19 protein-coding genes are annotated in these 23,950 nt (G+C 40.2%); 8 read left to right on the top strand and 11 right to left on the bottom strand.

Translation table 11 applies throughout. The features are described 5' to 3' along the window. Window positions 1-64 precede the first annotated feature (64 nt). Both TY87_RS15510 and TY87_RS15505 read left to right on the top strand, forming a co-directional pair. Entirely contained in the window at window positions 65-1,492 is a 1,428-nt protein-coding gene (locus tag TY87_RS15510) for an aspartate ammonia-lyase (protein ID WP_072840895.1), read from the top strand. Window positions 1,493-1,527: 35 nt separating this feature from the next. Further along, a complete protein-coding gene (locus tag TY87_RS15505; protein WP_100187763.1) occupies window positions 1,528-2,802 on the top strand; it encodes a dicarboxylate/amino acid:cation symporter in 1,275 nt (424 codons plus the stop codon). Between the two features lie 101 nt (window positions 2,803-2,903). Here the strand turns inward: TY87_RS15505 and TY87_RS15500 are convergent, their stop codons facing one another. From TY87_RS15500 to TY87_RS15490, 3 genes are all read right to left on the bottom strand, one after another. Further along, complete coding sequence (locus tag TY87_RS15500) at window positions 2,904-4,487, bottom strand: L-lactate permease (protein WP_100187762.1); 1,584 nt, start codon at window positions 4,485-4,487, stop codon at window positions 2,904-2,906. A gap of 599 nt (window positions 4,488-5,086) precedes the next feature. Continuing rightward, a complete protein-coding gene (locus TY87_RS15495; protein WP_100187761.1) occupies window positions 5,087-6,337 on the bottom strand; it encodes an HD domain-containing phosphohydrolase in 1,251 nt (416 codons plus the stop codon). Between the two features lie 122 nt (window positions 6,338-6,459). Next, entirely contained in the window at window positions 6,460-7,119 is a 660-nt protein-coding gene (locus TY87_RS15490; RefSeq protein WP_100187760.1) for an NADPH-dependent FMN reductase, read from the bottom strand. 238 nt (window positions 7,120-7,357) lie between these two features. Here TY87_RS15490 and TY87_RS15480 point away from each other — a divergent pair, with 238 nt between their 5' ends. Then, window positions 7,358-8,119, top strand: a complete 762-nt coding sequence (locus TY87_RS15480; protein WP_100187758.1) for an EAL domain-containing protein — start codon at window positions 7,358-7,360, stop codon at window positions 8,117-8,119. A 41-nt stretch (window positions 8,120-8,160) separates the two neighbouring features. Here TY87_RS15480 and TY87_RS15475 read toward each other — a convergent pair whose 3' ends face one another. Further along, window positions 8,161-8,625 (bottom strand): ASCH domain-containing protein, encoded by a 465-nt coding sequence (locus tag TY87_RS15475; protein WP_100187820.1) that lies wholly within the window; start codon window positions 8,623-8,625, stop codon window positions 8,161-8,163. 50 nt (window positions 8,626-8,675) lie between these two features. Continuing rightward, window positions 8,676-8,867, bottom strand: a complete 192-nt coding sequence (locus TY87_RS15470; RefSeq protein WP_012069603.1) for a DUF3185 family protein — start codon at window positions 8,865-8,867, stop codon at window positions 8,676-8,678. A gap of 174 nt (window positions 8,868-9,041) precedes the next feature. Between TY87_RS15470 and TY87_RS15465 the strand changes: the two genes are divergently transcribed. Then, the gene (locus TY87_RS15465) at window positions 9,042-9,413 is read left to right on the top strand and encodes a glutathione S-transferase N-terminal domain-containing protein (RefSeq protein WP_072840888.1); all 372 of its coding nucleotides are present in this window, start codon (window positions 9,042-9,044) and stop codon (window positions 9,411-9,413) included. A gap of 140 nt (window positions 9,414-9,553) precedes the next feature. Here TY87_RS15465 and TY87_RS15460 read toward each other — a convergent pair whose 3' ends face one another. Then, window positions 9,554-10,456: a GGDEF domain-containing protein gene (locus TY87_RS15460; protein WP_100187757.1), complete on the bottom strand. Its 903-nt coding sequence runs from the start codon at window positions 10,454-10,456 to the stop codon at window positions 9,554-9,556. Between the two features lie 221 nt (window positions 10,457-10,677). Then, entirely contained in the window at window positions 10,678-12,657 is a 1,980-nt protein-coding gene (locus TY87_RS15455) for a sigma-54-dependent Fis family transcriptional regulator (protein ID WP_100187756.1), read from the bottom strand. A gap of 411 nt (window positions 12,658-13,068) precedes the next feature. Here TY87_RS15455 and TY87_RS15450 point away from each other — a divergent pair, with 411 nt between their 5' ends. After that, entirely contained in the window at window positions 13,069-14,898 is a 1,830-nt protein-coding gene (locus TY87_RS15450; RefSeq protein ID WP_100187755.1) for a flavin-containing monooxygenase, read from the top strand. An 84-nt stretch (window positions 14,899-14,982) separates the two neighbouring features. On the opposite strand, the gene gdhA is transcribed toward TY87_RS15450, so the two are convergent. The 3 genes from gdhA to TY87_RS15435 all read right to left on the bottom strand — a co-directional run bounded on the left by gdhA (window position 14,983) and on the right by TY87_RS15435 (window position 18,684). After that, complete coding sequence (gdhA, locus tag TY87_RS15445; RefSeq protein WP_072840885.1) at window positions 14,983-16,335, bottom strand: NADP-specific glutamate dehydrogenase; 1,353 nt, start codon at window positions 16,333-16,335, stop codon at window positions 14,983-14,985. A 716-nt stretch (window positions 16,336-17,051) separates the two neighbouring features. Continuing rightward, window positions 17,052-17,960, bottom strand: a complete 909-nt coding sequence (locus tag TY87_RS15440) for an NAD-dependent epimerase/dehydratase family protein (RefSeq protein WP_072840884.1) — start codon at window positions 17,958-17,960, stop codon at window positions 17,052-17,054. A gap of 19 nt (window positions 17,961-17,979) precedes the next feature. Continuing rightward, complete coding sequence (locus tag TY87_RS15435; protein WP_100187819.1) at window positions 17,980-18,684, bottom strand: pseudouridine synthase; 705 nt, start codon at window positions 18,682-18,684, stop codon at window positions 17,980-17,982. Between the two features lie 158 nt (window positions 18,685-18,842). Between TY87_RS15435 and TY87_RS15430 the strand changes: the two genes are divergently transcribed. The 3 genes from TY87_RS15430 (at window position 18,843) to TY87_RS15420 (ending at window position 21,610) form a co-directional block, all read left to right on the top strand. Beyond that, the gene (locus TY87_RS15430) at window positions 18,843-20,039 is read left to right on the top strand and encodes a DEAD/DEAH box helicase (RefSeq protein ID WP_072840882.1); all 1,197 of its coding nucleotides are present in this window, start codon (window positions 18,843-18,845) and stop codon (window positions 20,037-20,039) included. Between the two features lie 252 nt (window positions 20,040-20,291). Beyond that, on the top strand, window positions 20,292-21,236 hold the full coding sequence (locus tag TY87_RS15425) for a M23 family metallopeptidase (RefSeq protein ID WP_072840881.1): 945 nt from the start codon (window positions 20,292-20,294) through the stop codon (window positions 21,234-21,236). Next, window positions 21,146-21,610: a bactofilin family protein gene (locus TY87_RS15420; RefSeq protein ID WP_072840880.1), complete on the top strand. Its 465-nt coding sequence runs from the start codon at window positions 21,146-21,148 to the stop codon at window positions 21,608-21,610. Before TY87_RS15425 ends, TY87_RS15420 begins: the two co-directional genes overlap by 91 nt. 117 nt (window positions 21,611-21,727) lie before the next feature. Here TY87_RS15420 and TY87_RS15415 read toward each other — a convergent pair whose 3' ends face one another. After that, window positions 21,728-23,872 (bottom strand): transporter substrate-binding domain-containing diguanylate cyclase, encoded by a 2,145-nt coding sequence (locus TY87_RS15415; protein WP_100187754.1) that lies wholly within the window; start codon window positions 23,870-23,872, stop codon window positions 21,728-21,730. Window positions 23,873-23,950 lie beyond the last annotated feature (78 nt).

Below are 23,950 nucleotides of genomic sequence, written 5' to 3'. Positions count from 1 at the left end.
TGGCACAATGGTTGCTCTTATCTATTACAAAACCCCATGTAAAACAACAATAAACGAGAGCATCATGATACAAATCTCCACCGAAGCCGTTCGCTCCGAACACGATCTACTTGGCGAAAGTAATGTTCCAGCTAACGCATACTATGGCATTCAAACACAACGCGCCTGTTTGAACTTTGATCTCAGCGGCATACCGCTTCACCATTTCCCTGAGCTTGTTGTTGCCATCAGCATGGTGAAATCGGCTTGTGCTGGCGCAAACCGAAGCTTAGGTCTTTTAGACGACGATCGCTATCACGCTATTATTGACGCCGTTGCAGAAATCAGACAAGGACATTTTCACGACCAATTTATTGTCGATATGATCCAAGGCGGCGCTGGCACATCAACCAACATGAATGCTAACGAAGTCATTGCTAATATTGCACTTGAAAAACTCGGTTATGAAAAAGGCGAATACCAACACCTTCACCCGAACAATCATGTCAACATGTCACAATCTACCAATGACGCTTACCCGACTGCCGTTCGCTTGGCTATTTTGCTCAAACACGGTGATTTAGTAACGGCCCTCGCCTCATTACGCGATGCATTTAAAGCTAAGTCTGTGGAGTTTGCCGACATTATCAAGATGGGACGAACCCAATTACAAGACGCAGTTCCTATGACTTTAGGTCAAGAGTTTCAGTCTTTTGCTTCGACGCTGACAGAAGACATCGATCGTATTGCCGGCCTGTCAGAGCTACTCAAAGAGGTGAACCTTGGTGGCACTGCGATAGGCACAGGGATCAATACAGATCCAGAATATGCTGCTATAGCAGTAAAAAACTTATCTAATATCAGCGGTTTCCAACTAATTCCTGCATTCGATTTAGTTGAAGCCAGCTCTGACATGGGCGCGTTCGTTTTGTTCTCTTCCATGCTTAAGCGCCTTGCAATCAAGCTATCGAAAATATCAAACGATTTACGCCTTTTAAGCATGGGGCCTCGCTGTGGGCTTAACGAAATAAACCTTCCACCACAACAACCTGGCAGTTCTATCATGCCGGGCAAAATCAATCCTGTTATTCCAGAAGCTGTTAGCCAAGTAGCTTATCAAGTTATCGGTAATGATATGGCCATCACTATGGCCGCAGAAGCAGGTCAACTTCAGCTCAATGCAATGGAGCCACTTATTGCCTATAACGTACTGGAATCTATGCGCATGTTGAAACAAGCCATGGACATGTTAACAACGCGCTGTGTCATCGGTATCACAGCAAACAAAGAGCACTGCCAACAGCTGGTTGACCAAAGCATCGGTGTTATTACTGCCGTTGTTCCTTATATCGGCTACGACAATGCTAGCCGTATCGCTAAGACAGCACTTGCCACAGGACGTGGAGTTTTAGACTTAATTCGTGACGAGCAACTAATGAGCGAAGACGATATCAACGAGGTGCTTAAACCGGCCAATATGATTCGTCCTCAAGCTCGACGTATTAAGCGTTAATCCCCCTGACAAATAACAAATAAAAAGGCATTAAGATGACAGATACTCAAACAACAAAAAAAACAACCTTTTGGGGCAAAATGCCACTTTGGCAAAAAATCTTAATTGGTATGGTTCTTGGTATAATAACCGGTTCTATCATGGGGCCAGACGCAGAAATACTGAAACCGCTTGGCACCTTATTTATTAAAGCCATTAAAATGCTCATTGTTCCCTTGGTGTTTTGCTCCTTGGTAGTTGGCGTTACTTCTATGCAAGACACTCGAAAAATGGGTCGAGTGGGATTGAAATCAATAGTGTTGTATCTAGGAACAACCGCTGTTGCTATTACTATCGGCCTAGGTTTAGGAACTATCTTTAGCCCTGGCGCCGGTTTGAATATGGACGCTTCCACGGTCTCTCAAGCGACCAAAGAAGCTCCAACATTAGTGCAAACGCTGCTAAACATGATCCCAACCAACCCTGTTGATGCGCTTGCTGCTGGCAACATTCTACAAATCATAGTCTTTGCACTTGGCTTAGGAATTGCGTTAACTCTGTCTGGTGAGAAAGGCAAACCTGCCATCGCAGTATTTGAAAGCCTTGCGGAAGCCATGTACACGCTAACAGGTCTAGTAATGAAACTGGCACCTTACGGCGTATTCGGTTTAATGGCTTGGGTGGCGGGAAAATATGGCCTAGAGATTCTACTACCGCTGATTAAAGTTGTTGCGGTGGTTTATCTTGGTAGCATTATACACGTCGTGATTTTTTACAGTGGCTTGATAAGTCTATTAGGACGCCTTAGCCCAATCCCTTATCTAAAAGGTATTGCTACACCAGCCGCGGTTGCGTTCACCACCACAAGTAGTTCAGGTACATTACCAGCAAGCATTAAAGCGGCTCGAGAAGAACTAGGTGTATCAAAAGGTATCTCTAGTTTTGTTTTACCTTTGGGCGCAACAATAAACATGGATGGTACAGCGCTTTATCAGGGCGTTTGCGCTTTGTTTATCGCACAGGCATTTGGTGTTGACCTAGAATTTTCTGACTACATTGTCATTATCGCTACGTCTACACTAGCATCCATTGGTACAGCGGGTGTTCCAGGTGCTGGTATGATCATGCTGTCTTTGGTTCTAACAACTGTTGGTTTACCAATCGAAGGCCTAGCCATCATTGCAGGTATAGACAGAATCCTAGACATGGCTCGCACAACAGTAAACGTTTGTGGCGACTTGATGGTCTCAACTCTCGTTGCGAAAAGCGAAAATGAACTGGACCAAGATATTTATTCAGCCCAACCAACATCAGACTCAGCAAAAGCGTAGTCGATATTTAGTAACCGATACTTATCAAAGCTGAACCTTAATAATTTCTTTGTAACAACATAAAAAATAGCCAGATGACATCAATCTCATCTGGCTATTTTTTATAAAGCCAAACTGACGATAGAAAACAATGCCGCCACCAGCGCGTAGGCAAACAGCGGAATAATAGTTCGCTTAATGATAAACCCTTCTTTATTACTCACACCTAAGATTGTTGATACTGCAATAATGTTATTAATGCACACCATATTACCCATGGCTGCACCAGCAGATTGCAAAGCAAGTACAAGGCTAACAGGCAAACCGACCTTCTCTGCAATACCTAATTGAATACCACCAAAAGTTAAGTTTGACACGGTTGCCGACCCTGAAAAAAAAGATCCGAGCGCCCCAAGTAGCGCCGCCGCATAACCCCAACTATCGCCCAGTAATCCTAAAAATGCTTGAGCTAATAACAACATTGGAGCTTGGCTTCCGCCTTGCATCATCAAATTAACCATCACCAATGCGCCAATTAGGGACAACATAGGCAAAAATAAACGCCGACCAGTATCTCGTAAAGATGTCACAACAAGCACGCGTGACATACCAAACAAAGGGATACAAATCAATGAGACTATAAGAAAAGGAATCACAGCTGGAACATAGAGACTTTTATATTGCCAATTTACGTCCATGCCCAAAATATTGTTAATGCTAAACACCAAGGCCTGACTCACCTCAAAACCAGCGTCACCGACATGCCAAGTGAACCATGGCGTCATATCATTAAGTAATGCCTTCACGCCCAATTGAGGAATGCGCGTTACAACTAAAATGGCAATAAGCAAGGCAAAAGGTAGAAAAACCTTCATGATAGTTTTTACTTCTATGACCTTATCGGACAATTCTGTAGTTGCAGATTTATTTAACCCAACACTCTGTTTTGCCAACAATACACTTAATCCCAAGCCAACAGCACCGCCTATTAATGAAGGAAACTCATAATTCCATTGAGCAAACACAACATAAGGAACTATACAGGAAAGGATACTTAGTAAAATAAATAAGACATTTTGACGAATATCGCGCCATTTCACTACAAAAGACAGAGCGATAAAAGGGACAACTAAAGCGACAAGACTATTAAGTAACGCTGTTTGTTTAGCTATTTCCATAAGCTGCATTTCGGATAGCGACAGCCCTGACAAACCAAACCAGATTGGTGTTCCCACCGCGCCAAAGGACACAGGTACAGTATTCATCGCTAAGGCAAAAATAGCCACGGGGATAGCAGGAAAACCCAAACCAACCAATATAGGCGCAGCAATCGCTGCTGGAGTACCAAATCCAGATGCCCCTTCGATCATAAAAGCGAAAGCCCAACCAATAATCATCAATTGAGCCACTTTGTTAGAGCTGATGCTTTTTAACCACTGACTTAGCACCGCCTCAGCGCCTGAAAAGAACATCACACGATTTAATAAAATAGCACCAGCGACAATAGAAATAGGTGTCAATACAGACAAAGCCCCTGCGATTACATTAGCACTTAACAGACCTGTATCCGCCTGAAAAAACACCAGCTGAATAAAGGCAACTAGAACCGCAACAGTAGGCAAAGCAATATGCGAAGGCACGGGATTACGCTTTGTCATCACCCAAATCAATAATACAATTGGTAACGCTGACAAAATAGTATTCATGCTTTTCCTTGCTTAATGGTTATGCTTATCTTGCTTGCCTATAAAATTATAGTAAAAATTCAACTTGCTTTTTTATTTTAAAACTTTATGAAGAGTCTGTTATTGATATGAATCACACTTAAGACAAACTTGTAAATTCGGCATCATTGTTTTCATTACTTAATATAATGTTAATCAAGCTAGCCACCTCTCCTAAATACGCGTAATAAACATCAGCTAGAGCATACTCTTTCAAGTATAGATTACGCTCTTTTGTACTAAAATAATGATAGCTATAATCTAAAGATATTATAAAACTGACGAAATAATCCACATAAACAGTTGAATTTTAACAACATGAATAATTTGTCTGACGAATCACTTTAGGAATAGCCGAAGAATTTCTATGTTTCAGTTTAGCTTTCAAGAATTAAGACATTCTGAAAAAATGAAAGGATTCGACTTTGATTCGATTACCAACTAATCGAATACTCCAATTGGAAAAAATCCTTAAAAATAATATTCAAGCGAGAATCACTGAAAAAGACATATATATCTCAGTGAGATTACAAATAGATGTCAAAGTCTTAGCCTTACTAAGCATTGGAATAATATTTGGTTTATTTGGTGTTGTAGAAAAATTTATCGATTTTGTTAGACATTAAAGTACGACACGATGCTTCATCGGCAATAGAGATAGTGCTATAAAATCCTTTTGCTAATCCTTCAAACAGCGCAACAAGAGACGGATCAAAATGAGATCCTTGGCTCTCCTGAATAATCGACAAGGCTTTATCGTAACTGAATGGTTCTTTATATGGGCGTTTAGAGCACAAAGCGTCAAAAACATCCGCTATAGCAAATATACGAGCGCTGATCGGAATGGCTTTACCAACTAAACGATGAGGATAACCACTACCGTCCCACTTTTCATGATGCGCCTCTATTACAGTTTTTGCATCACTTAACCAAGCAATACCATCGACCATTACCACCCCCTCTTGAACATGGGTTTTCATTACTGCCATCTCATCTTCTGACAGTTTTCCAGGTTTAAGTAAAATCTTGTCTGATATAGCAATTTTACCTATATCATGGAGATAGCTTCCTAATATCAGCGCTTTCATAGCTTCATTATCTAGGCCATAAGCTTCAGCCAATTCTGATGCTATCCACGCTACACGGTAATTATGCGCACCCGTATCAGAATCTCGTAAAGCAATGGCTTTCCCCATGGCATACATCATGTCTATATTGGATTGTTTAATTTTTTCAATATAATGCTGATTTTCTTTGTTCAAGATCAAAATTAGCGGATAAATTACCAGAGCACATAACCATGCAGCTCCCGCGGAAATTAATGCAAGCAACAATGAAAAGTTGCGAATATCTGCACGTTGCCATTCCGGCACCATTCGAACACCTTCCAAATACCCCCAAATATGCCCATTATTTTTTATAGGTACGAAAGTTCTTAACGCCCAATTACCGTCATTTAAAGTCAAACTTTGATAAGACGCTTGCTGATAACTTGGCTTTTCATGATGAGGTAAAGCTGTTTCTATTAATTCACCCGCTGCAGTAATGGACTCTGAAATCTTGATCCCATCTTTGTCATAAAGCTCCGCGATATCAAACCAATCTAACACTAGATTATCAGTCGCTTGCTGCGCCCTTATCGCGAGATTCTCAATGGAAGCATTCACTATATCAAAATGCGAAACGATACTTTGAGAGACCTCTAAAGCCAAATTAACCGTTTCTTGCTCTGCGCTTTCTTTGGCGATTTTCCATCCTGCAGCACCAGCAACAATACTGATGATCAAACCTGAAACGGCAACTCGCTTTAACGCTTTTTGGGCAAAATCCATGGTGAGATCTCTCAATGTTTATTACCCAAACAATAGCGCTTATTAATTAAGGAATTATTAAGGACTGGATTAATAGCAAATTGCTTGCATCCAAACGACTTAACGTTTTTGTTTAAGCCAAACTAAGGCGCATTTCTTTGGGAAGGATCTCTTGTGAAGGCTCGAATCATATCTTGAGGATCAATGTGCGTTTTGTGATTCACCGCTGCCTGAGCCCACCAAATCAATTGGTTAAACGTACGCCCAAAGTAACCAAACCATTCAGATTGATCTTCGCCCTCTAGCAAACCTCCGTCTTCAGAAAAGATATTTTGCGCTTTTGGAACATGAATCATAGATGACACTGGCAAACAGCCCAGCTCTGACAAAAAGGTTCGCATGCCGATTGCCGCTCGCATGCCACCCCATTGGCCTGCTGAATAAGTTACTATGGCACTTGGCTTGTATGAAAACAAAGAACTACCAAAATGATTCAGTAAGTTCGCCAAAGCAGGACTCATTGAATGGTTGTATTCTGGACTTACCATTATATAACCATCAGCGGAGGCTATTTTCTTAGCTAGCTCATCCAATTCAGATGGAACCTGACTTTTCGAATAGGAAAAATGAGGCTTAAAAATTGGTTCTAACGGATAATTTAAAGCGTCTATCAACTCTATTTCATGATCGCCATGCTGAGATGAAAAAGACGCTAAGCATGCTTTCGCTACCCTTTCACCTAAGCGAGCTGGCCGCGGCGGTGTACTGTCTCTAACGGTACCAAGGAACATTAAAATCTTCATAAACAATCACCTATTAAAATCATCGCCATCAAATGCTTCAATAACATCCACCGAAGAAAGATGGAATAAAACCCACACGATAGCAAATATTTGAAAGAAATGACGCATCACTGGTAAATTACCAACGAAAGCTCTATTGTTTAATACTCCATAGAAATCATTGTGATAGGGGATTATATGTATAAGAAGCATCTATCTATTCCCTACATACCCAAGTATTAAACAAGAGAGTCGCAACATGAAACAGAAGGACTTCCGAAAACTAGGCTGCGCAGAATGTTCAACTGGATGTGACTTAGGCTTCGACTTCACTATGGCGTTTCAGCCGATTATTAATAGCCAAACCAAAACCGTTTTCGCACAAGAAGCTCTTGTTCGTGGCTTAAATCAAGAAAGTGCATTTCAGGTTTTTCAAAACGTCAATGAAACCAACCGCTATCGCTTTGATCAAAGTTGTCGAGTGAAAGCTATAAAACTTGCTGCAGAGCTAGAAGTTCATAAACACTGCTTTCTTAGTATTAACTTCTTACCCAATGCGGTTTACAAGCCAGAACTATGTATTCGAACCACGCTAAACGCAGCAGAAGAATATCAATTTCCAAAAGAAAAGATCATTTTCGAATTCACGGAAAACGAACAAATTACGGACAGCAAACATTTAGAATCCATTATTCTGCATTATCAGCAACAAGGTTTTTTAACCGCTACAGATGACTTTGGCTCAGGGTTCAACGGTTTAAACCAACTTGCCGACCTTAAAACAGACATCACAAAAATTGATATAGCGTTAATCAAGAATATAGACCAAGACAAAAAGCGCCAAATCATCGTACGAAATTTGGTAAACCTGTTCAACGAACTGAATATGATAATCGTCGCTGAAGGAGTCGAAACAAAAGCCGAATACCAAGTTTTACAAGACATGGGCATCCATCTGTTCCAAGGTTACTATTTTGCTCGCCCAAGCTTTGAATCACTTGCTGAGATAAACTGGGATTAACTCAAAGCTAAGCGCGAAAAGGCCAACTTATTAATATTTCCCTATTGATAAACAACCTTAAAGCGCTCTAACACCAGTAACATATCTTCCGTTGGCTCAATATCTAATTCCTCGCACTCCGCGGAGAAAAACGCCCAGTGCGCTTCACGCCACCAAGCCAAGGTTTTATCACCCTCACCTTCTGCTGCGGCAAATTCAGCACTAACATCACAATACTGGCATTCTGTCACAGAGGTAATCTCTATGATGCACAAGGGCTTGCCGTCCCAATTGGTCACAACTTGTAAATGACCAACCTCTGGCATGGCTTCACCTTCATAGCTGTACCAATGTTTCATACTGCAAGATGCCTGTTTTTCACCACGCATAATCAAATCGGCACAAATGTTGGCATTGTACTCATCGGCACAGTAGTAACCTGCACTAAACGAAGTGTATTTTTCGGCAACTTCTAGAGGTAAAGAATGGAGAAAGCTATCCAAATACACTTTGTTTCTTTTTTCCATGAAATCTTCAACCTCTATTTTCATCTCACACTATTCTACAAAATCAGCACTTATTTCAGTCTTGTTAGACCAACTAATACACAAACAATACCACCGACCATGCCGACCCAAGCTTCTACTGGCGTTTCACCGCTTAAGGCACGAGTTACTTGAGAGCTAGCCGCATCGTAAATGTTGTAACCCCATACAGCCAAAGCAGCACCAGCGATAACTAAAATAATACCTATAATTTTATTGTTCATAATTACTCCAAAGGATTATAAATTCAGCGAATAGCGTTTGATAATGACACATACCAAAGCACAAATTAAAAACATTTATCTCTAGCCCTTAAATCATTAACACTTTACCGCTAGAATGGCGCGCACTGACATTACTCTTATTCATTTAGTTCTGAGAACAAGCGAGCGTCCCGCATGAAATTATTGATAAACCTCATCCGTAACCTTCTAGGCTACATCATCATAGCTGTTGATCTTATTACCCGCGGATCTAAGAAAAAGCGCACACCAGAAAAGCAACAAGAGATTAATCAAGAACTTAAAGATTTTTCGCTTTATCAATTCGCCGCCTGCCCATTTTGCACTAAAACACGCAGAGCCATGTACAAGCTAAACCTACCTATTGAAAAGCGTAACGCACCAGAAGGTTCAGCTCACCGTACTGAGTTACTTGAAGGCGGCGGTAAAGTAAAAGTGCCTTGCCTGCGTATTGAGAAAGATGGAAAAGTGGAATGGATGTACGAATCTTCACAGATCATCAGCTACCTAGAAAAACGCTTTGCTTAACACTAAAAATAAGCAAAACTAATATTTCTAATGCTTAAACGAAAAACGGCTTCAGCAACAGAAGCCGTTTTTCATAAAATATTTAATCATCAACTGCACAGAGCACGAATACTACTTAGTCTTCGATGCCTAAAAGGATATTAACCCAATCTTACCTGATCTTTGCCACTTCTCTTTGCCTCATACAAAGCATCGTCAGCACGTCTCAATGTCTCCTCATAAGATCGATCCGCAGGTTCCATAGTCACGACACCTATGCTAATACTAATAGGTATATCCTCAGTAGAAAATCGGTTCAACTCCAACTTAAAATGCTTTCGTAGTCGATTTGCAAACGTCACCGCATTTTCCAAATTCATATTTGGCAAACAAATAACAAATTCATCACCACCAAAGCGACAAGCAATGTCGGTTTTTCTGAGTTCTGATCGACAAATATCACCTATCATCATAATAATTTCATCGCCAGAAAAATGCCCCAAGGTATCATTGATTTTTTTAAGGTTATCAAGATCAAACATCAGAATAGACACAGGGACAGCATACCGCTCGAACGCCTCGTAATGAAGTGCTAGATCCCGCTCAAGTTTCCTTCGATTAAAAAGCCCTGTGAGCTGATCTGTATCACTAAGCGTTCTCAGCTTAATTTCAAGTTCGTGCCGCTCCGATATGTTACTGGCGACCCACAATACGACATCCTCGCCATCAACCAAAAAGCCGAGCTTCTGAATACGACCTTCGAACCAAAAAGAATGCTTCGGGTCATCTGTAGACTCTCGATTAATATCTAGCCCTTTCATTTCATATTCTTTGATTAACAGCTGACCTGAGTCTAGTGCCAATTCAATTTGCTGAAGAAACCAATCCGCCTTCTCATTTTCAACGATCTCGGTAATACGCAAACCAACCAACCCATCACTGCTATAGTAATAACGAGCATCACGCCCACCAAATACAGCTATATACTTACCGCTGCGCGACAGGATAAATGCAGGGTCTGGTAAGGTATCTAAAACAATAGCCATTTGTTCAATACTAATCATAAAAACACCCTGCGATATCGCTATGCAAAACCGAGATAAAAAAAGACTACTTATTATCTTTACCCAGAAAAACTCCTTCTACTATAAGATAGTAACGGCTAAATCTTCCTTTTCTTCAATCAATCACTCAAAAGAAAAGTCATCATTAATCAGGAATGTAGAATGAATGTCTTAATTCTCAGTGTCATTTTTAAAACAGTGCTTCACAGTAATTTTTTATATTAGTAATTACTATTCTTTGGCTGAACTATTTGATGCTTTGTCATACGACGATATATCGTGGGTCGTGACACACCCAATTGTTTCGCAACAGCGGATACATTCCAACGCTGCTGCCGTAGCAAATTCAATAAAAATTGTTGCTCTGAATCATCATTTGACAACTTCTGACAACCCTCATAAGTCGGTGTTATTGGATGAAGCGGAATCAATGGTTCAACCAATCCGTTTTGATGGACAAAAAACTCTTCGGGAAGATGCTGTATAGATATTTCATCGGTTTCACAAATGGCGTCAGCAAAGGTTAATGTATTAACAAGTTGACGGATATTACCAGGCCATTCATACGCTAAAAGTGCGCTCATGGCATCGGCTCTTAATCTCACTGCTGGATTAATTTTCTTTAAGATCATTTGAATGAGATATGGTTTATCAGCACGTGCTTTGAGAGTGGGTAGATGTAATGTCGCGCCATTAATACGATAAAATAAATCTTCTCTGAAACGCCCCTCTTTAATGAGTTGAGCAAGATTACAATGTGTGGCCGCTAATACACGTACATCCACATCAATCGCTTGTAGTGAACCTAACGGCATAACTTGCCCTTCAGCCAATACACGGAGTAAACGGGTTTGCAAATGCAGGGGCATATCTCCAATCTCATCTAGAAAAAGAGTGCCACCACTCGCCTGCTGAATTAATCCCTTTGCCCCTTTTGCACGCCCACCAGTAAAGGTTCCAGGCGCATAGCCAAAAAGCTCGCTTTCAATTAAAGATTCAGGAATCGCAGCACAATTAACAGCTATATAAGGTTTCTGTGCACGATGGCTTGAGTCATGAATCGCTTGTGCTAACACCTCTTTCCCAGTGCCTGTGTCACCTAAAATCAGTAGATTCATATCTCGATGACGTAGCCGTTTTGCCAGACTAATCGTTTTACGCATGGCTGGATCATCCGCACTCAATCCATCAAGTTGAAAAACAGACTCTTCTTGAGTAGCCAGTATTTGTGAAAGTTGAGGCTGATAAGGCACATTTGTGGCGGGCTCTATCAACATTCCAAACAAGGTTTGCTGTGTTCCCGATAAACGAAAAGCTCGGATACCATCTTTACTTTCGTAATTAATAGAGACGATATCCCGCCATTGACATTCTAACAATGTAGGTAAATATACCGTTGGCAGATCAATTATATGACATTGTGATAATAAACTACGGCCAGCAGTGTTTGCAGCCAGTACCTCACCATCTTCATTTAATGCAAATAAACACTGGCCATTTACTTGAACCAATTCACGAGACTGGTCGCACTTAAAAATCAGGCTATGCCGATAGCGCCTCAAGAAATACGCATCCTCTATTAATCGAGCGTAAAGCTGAGTTAAGTGCAAAGCAAAATTTTGGCTATCCGGTGTTCGTGATGAATCAAGTGCGGAAATATCTAACACTGCCAATAACTGGCCAGATGGGTCTTTAATCGGAGCGGCTGTACAAGTTAAACCAATATGGGAGCTATCAAAATGATCGACTCGATGACAAGTTAGGGCCTGCTGCTCTTGAATACAAGTACCTACCGCACAAGTACCGGCATATTGCTCACTCCAGTCCGCACCTAAATACAGACCCGCTCTATGCAAGCGCTCATCGTCATTTTTACTTCCTAAAAATTGGACGGTAATGCCTCGATAATCACTCAGCAATAAAACATAACCCAAGCCTGCTATTTGGGTATAAAGCTGCTCAACACCTGCGCGCGCAACATTCAAAAACTCATCCACCGAATCTTGATGCTCACGAAGAATCTGATGCGTCACAATGCGAGCTGGTCTTGGTTGACTGGGGTCTAAACCATATTCACTAAGGCATCGCTGCCAAGAACGCCCAATTAACTCATGGGGAGAATAATGCTTACCTAAGGCTTGACGGCCACTGTAGCTAAGTATTGCATCAATATGCCGACGTTGCTGACTTGTATGATTCATACAGACTCTTTGCTCCTGGCTATTATTTTTATTTTTAGATTACTAGCAGTCTACTCGTGAAGAATCAGGCTTTCTATACTTCTTTACCCAATTCTGATTCATCGCCCAGCTCAAGATCAACATCTCAAACTTCCCCGTCTCTACTTAGTTAAAAGGCGAACACTGGACGTTACACTTGTGAAAAAAAGCATTACAGGTGTAACGAATACGAAATACATTATCATTTAATCAATCTTACTTTTAAAAAAATATACGATATAAATCAAAAAGTTATAACAAAAAAATATCCGTGGCGATCTGTTGGCACGCATACTGCTCCATCTTCAGTACCAATATAGTTCAAATGAAACCAAGCATATGAACTTGGTATTAGGGTAGTAATAAAAATAATAATCTACATTGGAGTTACTTATGACGGATCCTTCAAAAAAAACATCTTCACTAAATACAATGCATCAACCCAACATAGCCATTATGGATTGGCTAGAAAAACTTTCGAACACGCTTAGCTCAAATACCCCAACTGATGCTGCGGTACTGTTTGAAGAAAATGGGTATTGGCGTGACTTAATATCCTTCACCTGGAACATTAAAACCCTTGAAGGTCGCACTGCCATTAGCGACATGATCGCTGACACCATAAAACGTGTTTGTCCGACTAACTGGCAATTAGAAGAAGATGCCACTGAAACAGACGGTGTGATTGACGCTTGGATTACCTTTGAAACTGCCGTTGCTAGAGGACGTGCATATTTACGATTGCGTAACGGTCTTGCTTGGACCTTCCTAACAACAATGACGGAGCTTAAAGACTACCCTGAAAAACGAAACAAACTTCGTCCAAAAGGCGCTGAACATGGAGCCAATAAAAACCGCCAAACGTGGCTTGAAAAACGCCACCACGAAGAAGCCACCCTAGGTTATACAGAACAACCTTATTGCCTGATTATCGGCGGAGGACAAGGCGGCATAGGTCTAGCGGCTCGCCTACGTCAACTTGATGTTCCCACTATAGTAATTGATGCCCTACCAAAACCGGGCGACACATGGCGCAATCGTTATAAATCACTCTCATTACACGATCCTATTTGGTATGACCACATGCCTTACCTCCCCTTCCCAGAAAACTGGCCAGTCTTCACCCCAAAAGACAAAATTGGTGATTGGTTAGAAATGTACACCAAAGTCATGGAGATCAATTATTGGGGATCTACACGCTGTATACATGCGGAATTTGACGAAGAGAAACAAGAATGGCGGGTAACTATTGATAAAAATGGAGAGAAACTCACCCTTCGTCCTAAGCAACTTATACTAGCAACAGGCATGTCTGGCATACCTAACATGCCCAACATACCTGGAATGGATACTTTTGAAGGAGAGCAACACCACTCTAGTCAACATCCTGGCGGAGAAGCCTATAAAGGTAAAAAATGCATCGTCCTTGGTGGCAACAACTCAGCCCATGATATCTGCTGTGCCCTGTGGGAAAATGATGCTGATGTCACTATGATCCAACGCTCATCCACTCACATCATCAAATCTGATTCATTGATGGAGCTCGTCCTAGGAGGCTTATATTCAGAAGAAGCCGTTGAAAATGGTATGACAACCTATAAAGCAGATTTAACCTTTGCATCTATCCCCTTTCAAGTGATGCCACAATTTCATATTCCTGCTTACCAAGCGGTTGCTGAAAAAGATAAAGACTTCTACCAACGTTTAACCGATGCTGGATTTCTACTAGATTTTGGCGAAGATGGCTCTGGTCTATTTATGAAATACCTTCGTCGTGGCTCAGGCTATTACATTGATGTTGGTGCTTCAGAGCTTGTCGCCAATGGAGACATTAAGCTTAAATCCGGTGTTTCTATTAAGAGCATTAAACCAAAATCTGTGGTGCTTACGGATGGTACTGAACTGGAAGCTGATTTAATCGTATACGCAACAGGTTTCGGATCGATGAACGGCTGGGCGGCAAAAATCATCTCCCAAGATGTCGCTGACAAAGTGGGTAAATGCTGGGGCATGGGATCGAACACAGCAAAAGATCCTGGTCCATGGGAAGGAGAGCTTCGCAACATGTGGAAACCAACTCATCAAGAAGCGCTATGGTTCCATGGTGGCAATTTGCATCAATCAAGACACTACTCTCAGTATCTATCATTGCAAATAAAAGCACGCATGGAAGGAATAGATACATCCGTATATGGTATGGAGCCAGTCCATCACTTAAGCTAACGACAGACCTAATTGTCTCGTCCTGAAACACATCAACGGCTTCTATAACAGAAGCCGTTTTTTTATATTGTGATTATAAAAAAGTTATACGATTCCCTGCTCAATCATGGCCTCAGCAACACGCCTAAAACTAGCAATATTAGCACCTAAAACAAGATTACCAGGTTGACCAAACTCTGTAGCAGTATCATTGGCTGCATTGAAAATATTTTTCATAATTACTTTCAACTTTTCATCTACCTGCTCGAACGTCCAATTTTGCATGCTTGCATTTTGCGCCATTTCTAACTGACTAGTCGCTACACCACCAGCATTCGCAGCTTTACCTGGACCATAAGCAATTTTCGCATCAATAAAGGCATCAGCTGCCGCTTGAGTAGACGGCATATTCGCCCCCTCACTCACAACAACGCACCCATTGGACAATAATGCCTGAGCGTCTTCTAAAGTAAGTTCATTCTGTGTAGCACAAGGAAAAGCAGCATCCGCCTTAAAACGCCATACGGCATGACCATTCGCAGGATAATCAGACGCTGGAATATATTGAGCATCACTATGTTTTTGTAAATACTCTACCAAGCTTGCGCTACGTACTTCTTTCAATTCTTTTAATAAATCAAGATCGATACCTTTGTCATGATAAATAGTGCCACGTGAATCTGAACAACTAACAGGTATCGCACCAAGCTGATATAGCTTTTCAATCGTGTAAATAGCTACATTACCAGCACCTGAAATAAGGCATTTTTTACCTTTTAAAAGGTCTCCACGGGCCTCTAGCATGTACTGAGCAAAATACACTGCACCGTAGCCAGTTGCTTCCTTACGAACTAATGAGCCGCCCCAAAGCAAACTTTTCCCCGTCAGTACCCCTTCGTAGCGGCCAGTCAAACGTTTATATTGTCCAAACATATAACCAATTTCTCGTGCACCAACACCGATATCACCTGCAGGAACATCCGTTGTTGGGCCAATATGTCTATATAACTCGGTCATAAATGACTGGCAAAAACGCATAATCTCGCCATCAGAACGGCCTTTAGGATCAAAGTTAGCGCCACCTTTACCGCCACCAATAGGCAACCCCGTTAGTGCATTTTTAAAAATTTGCTCAAAGCCTAAAAATTTAATGATGCTGGCATTTACACTAGGATGAAACCGTAAACCGCCTTTATAGGGGCCAAGTGCAGAGTTAAACTCAACACGATACCCTTTATTGACTTGAATGTTACCCTTGTCATCTACCCAAGGAACACGAAACATAATTTGACGCTCAGGCTCAACAATACGTTGTATTATTGCTTGCTTTTGATAACGATCATTACCTTCCAATACGGGCTCAAGTGAATCCAGCACCTCTTCCACGGCTTGATAAAACTCAGATTGAGCAGGACTAGTACGCTTCAAATCAGAAATGGTTTGATGGACATAAGTCATAAAATTTCGGTTCCTGTTTAATAGTCAAAATATTACTTCCATTTTGTTAATCATCGAATAATAAAGGCATGGGTACTTTCTAAACGTTTCAATCACACTATTTCACTAAGTAATTTTGTGACGATACTTACCGTTGTATGAGAAGAAAGGCGGGTACAGCTCATGCTCTCGATGCTTAACTGAGCATATTCATCATCAATAGTTAACAAATTCAACAACCAAGACAAATAATCTATCGCTCTAAATTGGTGCCATAGATTATATGGAAAATACTTAAAATCGTAATATTGACCTGTTTATTTGTTTGAAAAACGGTCAATGCTACTAATTTTTTAAAGCGTTATACATGGAATAAACCAGAAAACTTGCAGAAAACAGAAGAATTATCTTGTCAAAGCAACAGATTTTTCATGCTTTATTATGGAACAATGCAATTTTTCACTCTTGACTTTGTTAATTATAAGAGATGTAAATAAACCAATTAAATACTTATAAATCATGTATATAAATCAAAAGATCAAAGCGCACCATTTATAAACAACATATCGCACCAAAAAAGAACTAGAGATATCACAACCCCTTTACCCATTTTAAACAGTAAACCCTCTGCTACAAAAAAACGGCTTCTGCAACAGAAGCCGTTTTTTTGTAAGCCAGCGCACGTTTTCTTAGCCTAATGAGATAGGATCAATGTTTTAAGATTTTTTCTCTAAATTTTACTCACCAGAAACGCTCACATACTTACGCCAATTATGTTGCTCTTTAAAACCCAGAACATCACGGATCTTACGGTTTGAGAACAAAGCCTCGTGCTCACCCATTTCTCGAGTAAATGGCACATCTGGAAAAAAGCGTTCTGCTAATTTTTTAGTCGGAATAATCGCGCCATTATCGTCGTTGCCAGCATTGAACACTTGGAAACCTAAGCCATCTTTTTGCAAACATAAATCAACAATTTGCCCAAGATCACGAGCATCGATATAGCAAAAAGCATTTCGGCGACGCACTTCAGGGTGTTTAAAATAATGTGGAAACAATTCAGCGTATTCATGAGGCTCAATCACATTACCAATGCGCAGCGCGTAAATATCAATTCCTGAACGACGCTGAAAACTACGTGCTGTTTTCTCGTTAACTACTTTAGACAAACCGTAGCTGTCCATAGGATCAACATCGTAATCTTCTTCTAATGGCAAAGAATGCGGATTGGTTTGCCCATCAGAAAAACAAATACCATAAGTGGTCTCTGACGACGCAATAATTACTTTCTTAATACCAAGCTTTACCGCAGCTTCAATAACGTTGTAAGTACCAATGGTATTCACTCGAAAGGTTTCATTATCTGGATTGATCAGGATTCTAGGTACCGCGGCGAAATGCACCACAGCGTCAAATGTTGGCACGCCTGTACCAGGCTCTAATTCATCAAAACCAGCATACGAGCTCATTGCATTGAACATCTGACCAGAATCGGTAATGTCCGCAATCAGGTTATCGACCTTAGGATGATCCAGTGGCGTCAAGTCTACATTAAGTACTCGATATCCCTGATCAATAAGATACGCAACGGCATGCTTGCCTGCTTTTCCCGATCCACCTGTAAATAATATTCGTTTTGCTGTCATAACCTAACCTCGATGAATTTTAATTATTATTAAAAGACTCTACTTCATTCTTAGATAAATAACGCCATTGTCCGACATCAAGATCAAGGCAAACCTCGCCTATTTTCTCTCGATGCAAACCAACCACTCTATTGCCAACGGCTGAAAACATGCGCTTAACCTGATGAAACTTGCCTTCGGTGATGGTTAAAAGTACTTCTTTTGGAGTAATAATGTCTAATTTGGCGGGACGAGTTAAACCTTGCTCACCTTGGAGTTGCAGCCCTTGTTTGAACTGAGTGACAAGGTCGCTACTCCGTTCTGCAGGAATGGCTTGAGACAACTGAACTCGATAGACTTTGCGGCAATCGTTCGTTGGCAGTGTGATATTAAAAGACCAACGCCCATCATCGGTAATTAGCACCAGACCAGTTGTATCCGCATCCAAACGCCCCGCAATATGTAGCTCAGAAGCTTTATCAACGTCTAAATAATTGAACACAGACGGATACACTTCATCGATATTCGAACACACCGTAGCTGCTGGCTTATTCATAATAATGTAGCGAAAATCGCGCGCTTTTAGCCTATCACCCTTCAAGAGTACCGTATTGTTTTCATGCACTTGAGTCGCTTCGCTTGTCACTACTTCACCATTGACGCAAACCTCACCCGAATGAATGTATTGAATCGCTTCCTTTCTGGTCAACTCAGTACTTTTACAAACAAACTTATCAAGACGCATAACAGGCAACATTATCAGGTGGAAGAACCAGACATTATCCTTTCTGAGCAGTAATTATCAACGCCAGACGGATTTTCCCCAATATAGAAGTGCTTTTACGTTATACTGCATCATCTTTTCATTTCGACACACCTTACGACAATCTGTCAGAGCACCTTATGCCATTTGCAAAACTAGGATTATCCAGTCCTCTTGTTAAAGCTATTACCGAATTAGGTTACAAAACCCCTACACCAGTCCAGAAACAAGCGATTCCCATCATCCTTTCGGGTAAAGACTTAATCGCCACAGCACAAACAGGAACAGGCAAAACTGCTGCTTTTGTTCTGCCCTTGCTAGAACGATTCACTAAAGCCGGAACATTACGCGGCAAACGCATTCGAGTGCTGATTCTCGTGCCGACTCGTGAGTTAGCCGTTCAGGTTGAAGCCAGTGTTGCTCAATACGCTAAACACACTAAGCTAACCTCTATGGCCGTGTATGGTGGTGTGGATACTGAAGCACAAAAAGAACGTTTAATCGAAGGCGTAGATATTCTGGTCGCCACTCCAGGCAGATTGCTCGATTTAGCTCATCAACGTGCGCTGCATTTTGATGAACTTAAAGTCATGGTATTGGACGAAGCAGACAGAATGGTAGACATGGGCTTTGTTGGCGATATCAACAAAATCATGGAACGCCTACCTGAAAATCGTCAAAACCTTTTATTTTCAGCAACCATGACCGACGATGTTCGCGCTCTAGCGTTTGATTTTTCAGACAGCAAGATGACCGATCTAGCGGCTGAAATATCTATTTCACCTAATGTCCGCGCGGCCGCAAGTATCAAACAATGGTTAATTACCGTTGATAAAGACACTAAATCTGCCTTATTGAGCCATTTGATTAACGAGCAAAAGTGGGATCAAGCACTTATCTTTATCGAGAAAAAACACGGTGCAGCTAAGCTTGTCGATCAGCTAGCCAAACGAGGAATAGTCGCCGATTGTATTCATGGTGATAGAAGCCAAGCCATGCGCGAAAAGATTTTGGCTCAATTCAAATCTGGTGAGCTAAAATATTTAGTTGCAACGGGCGTTGCTGCGCGTGGTTTGGATATCGGTTCATTAAGTCGCGTGGTCAATTATGACTTACCGTTCAAACCAGAAGAATACATTCACCGCATTGGCCGAACAGGTCGTGCTGGTGCTTCTGGTGAAGCTATATCCTTTGTTGCCATGGGTGACTTTAAAAACCTTTGCGCTATTGAAAGCCGACTAAAGCACATTATCGACCGCAAAGAGATTGCAGGCTTTCCAGTAAGAAAAGTCGTACCCGTTTCAATCTTAAATTACGTTCGCAAAGCAAACCGTTAAAATACGATTTGCCCTAGGTAGAAAAACCTTCTACCTAGGGCAAAGCCTCAAGGCCTAAAATAATAGCCGTTACGGGGCATTCTTTTCTATAAAGTGACAGCCATAAATCTAATCTTCAAAAGTTCATCTATTTAACCAAATCAGCATTATTTGAGTATAAAAAGGCCGCTTTGATATACAAAAGTTTACAAATATGGATACTATGCTGTATATCTAAGCATTGAATTATGATGTCGGTAAAAAAGCAAAACAATGAAAGACAATATAACGGTATCCATTTCTTCAGTTGATGGAACAAAGCATTTTAGTTTCGGCAAAAGAACACGTCATACATTCAAGTTTATTAGCTACATTATTTTTCTTGCGATCCTACTTACCGCAGGAATCATTTACTACTTAATTAGCGATGCCGAATATTCAAAGCTAAAATTGCTCGAACTAGAAAATAAGTCCTCTTCTTTAACCAAAGAAATCACCTCGCTTACAGCACTAAAACTAAGCTTGGAACAGGATTTATCTGAGCGAGAAGAACGAATGCAAGTGGTCTCTGATCGACTAAATGATTTAGAAAAAGTTCTAGGCATGGATAATCAAGATAATGTCGAGCTTGAATCACGTTTAGACACGGCGGCGATGAACTCGTCATTGCGAATTGCAATGCTGACTCAGATCCCAAGTGGGCCACCAGTAAAAGATGCAAGAACCTCTTCTGGCTATGGAGAGCGACAGCATCCTGTTATTGGCATAATGAAATTTCATCGAGGCCAAGACTTTGCGGTAAATACAGGAACGCCAATTTATGCGCCAGCAGATGGAACAGTCGAAGTAACCAGACCCAGTAATGAAGGGTCAGGCAATTTCTTGCGCTTATTACATGGATATGGATTTTCTAGCTCTTACTCTCATATGAGTAAGTTTGCGGTTAACAAAGGCGATTTCATTAAAAAAGGCGATTTAATCGGTTATTCAGGTAACAGCGGATTAACCTCAGGACCTCACCTACATTATGAAATACGGTTCATTGGACGAGCACTAGATCCCAAGCCCTTCATAGTTTGGGATGTAGATAATTTTGATACAATTTTTGAAAGTGTAAGAGGTATACGATGGGAATCTTTGGTGGGCAAAATAGAATTAAGAGTCAGTCAGCAACTACAACTCTCATCGCAGAAGGCTGCACAATTAACGGGCACATAAAAGTCGCTAACCAACTACAAGTAGATGGTAATGTCGAAGGCCAGATTGAAGCAAAAAATCAAATTAAAATTAGCACATCAGGCAATGTTCAAGGCGAAATCACCACGGAACGCTTGATCATTAACGGCAATTTTGAAGGTATCTGCCACGCAAATTATATTGAAATTTTAAGTTGCGGCCGCGTTAGTGGCACCGTTTACAGTGACAATTTAAGTATTGAGCCTGGCGGCAAATTTATGGGCATCACCAACCCATCAGATAACACTATAGAAAAACAAGAACATCATGAAGGGCTTAGTAGTCTTGACAAGCTAGATGAACTAGATCTTCAAGAAGACAACGTGGTTTTGATTAGTAATGATAAAAACGCTTAGTCTAAAGCAACATTTTTTAGCGAAGAGTTAACTAGGGGAAAAAGCCTTAAGCAGCTCGATATTGGTTGGGTATTTCTAATAATACCCAACCATAGAACAAATTAGTCACCTGATGATTTAATTAACGACAACCCTATTACGGCCACTTTCTTTCGCTTCATAAAGTGCATTGTCGGCTCTTTTAACCACGGCCTCTATCGTATCGCCTGCCTTGAAGGCGGTTAATCCAAAACTAGCAGTTTTGTGTTCTATACCCTCAAAATCATATTGTGCAATTTTAAGCCTAACTCTTTCTATTATTAACTTAACATCTTCAATACTTGATTCAGGGAAAATGATAATAAACTCTTCCCCACCGTAACGTCCTACGTAGTCTGTTATTCTTAAACTGTCTTTCAAAACACTTGCTATTTCAACAAGGACACTGTCGCCTCGCTGATGACCATACTTGTCGTTAACCTCTTTAAAGTGATCGATATCAAGTATAGAAAGACAAAAGCTATTATCAACATGGTAGCCTTTATCAATCTCAGCTTGTATAAGCTCTTCCAGCTTTCTTCTGTTAAATAATGTTGTTAGGTTATCCGTAAGAGCCAATCTGTTTAACTCTTTATTTTTTTCTTCGATATCTTTTTGAGCTTGCTTTAACAATGTATTTGCTTTGATTATTTTTCTATTCCAATAGATCATAAGGGCAAGAAAAATCACAATAGCCAATACAATTTGCCATACTATTTTATAATTTACGTCTTGTTCGTATTTTATAGGAATCCATTTTGTAAATATCTTTCTATGGCGCTCATTTGTAATATTATTAACAACTTTTTGTAAAATCCCTAACAGGGCAACATCATCTTTTCTGACAGCGATAGAAAGTCTTAAATTTTCAGATATTTTTCCAGCTATTTTTAATTCACCAAAATATTTGCTTTGAAACTCATACCCAATACTGGCTAAAGTATCAATATAAGCGAAGAGTTGGCCATTCTTGACCTGATCTAAGCCATCATAAATATCATCAACTTCGACTATTTTTAATGACGGATATTTCCCACGCAGTATTTTTACAAAAGCATCACCTTTTATTATTCCAATTTTTTCGCCTTCTAAGTCCAGTATCTGATTAATGAATGGAACATCAACTCTCGTAGCGACAACTAATGGAACATCTAAATAATGACTAGTGAAGTTTAAGTATTTTTTCCTTTCTGGCGTTTCCATTCCTAAAGCGAGCATGTCACATTTTTTCTGCTGTATAAATTCTACAGATTGATTCCAATTTTTTGTTTTAACTAATTCAAATTTTGCTGAAAGCATTTGTTCAAAAAGACGATAATAATCCGAACTCATTCCAACATGTTCACCGTCTTCATTCAGACCTTCAAAGGGCAAACCACTTGGGTTGATACAATATTTGATAGTATGGGTATTAATGTAAGCTTTTTCAGCATCATTGAGATCAATATGCCCACCTGGGTACTCTTTAATAGAGCCAATCCATTTATCACTCAATTCCTCAATTTCTCTTTTTGATATAGAGGTAAGAGACTTTTGTAAAATAGAACTTAAAAGGCTTTTTCCGGGCTGTATTCCAAACCTTAAGTCTTCTCTATTTGTATTTGGTAAAACAAGCTCACTTGCCAACTTTATATTATTGTATAGATTCTTTTTAATCAGGTGATTTATATTAGGTAGATTTTGCATTAACGCATCAATTTTACCGAAGACTAAATCCTTAGTTAACTCATCATAGCTATCATAAAAAATCAGATTCATTGAGCCTAAATCTTCAAGTTCCTTAATATAAAAAACGTCCTTCAACACACCAACTTTTTTTCCTGTTAGACTTTTTAACCCATTGTATTCACCAAAATTATCTTTAATGAAGATCATAATAGGTATGTTGTAATATGGACTGGTAAATATAGTAAAGGGCTCTCTGTATTTTTTATAAGAAATACTACTTATCATATCGATTTCTTTGTTTTTAAACGAATTATAAATAGTTGTCCATTTATCAATGTGTTTTTCGAATTTCAGACCAGTTTTCTGTGATATCAAATTCAACAAATCGTGCTCAAACCCGACAGGCTCGCCTTCAATATAATATGAGAAAGGAGTAAAATCGGGCATCATGCCGATGCTTACCACTGGATTATCTTTAATAAAACCCTTTTCCTCTTTCGTTAAATCCAAAGGTTTCGCTATAGATCCAACTGAATATAGAAATAGAAAAAGCAATGTTATCAAGATTTTTTTCATTACTATCTCAGTAAAAATTTCAAGTGTAATTTAGGACTAATCAAAAACTGCTCTAGAAAAAAGGCTCTTCAGGTACTT

It is taken from the genome of Marinomonas sp. BSi20584, assembly GCF_002792415.1.
Classification (GTDB): Bacteria; Pseudomonadota; Gammaproteobacteria; order Pseudomonadales; family Marinomonadaceae; genus Marinomonas; species Marinomonas polaris.
This window is presented reverse-complemented; position numbering and strand designations above follow the sequence as displayed.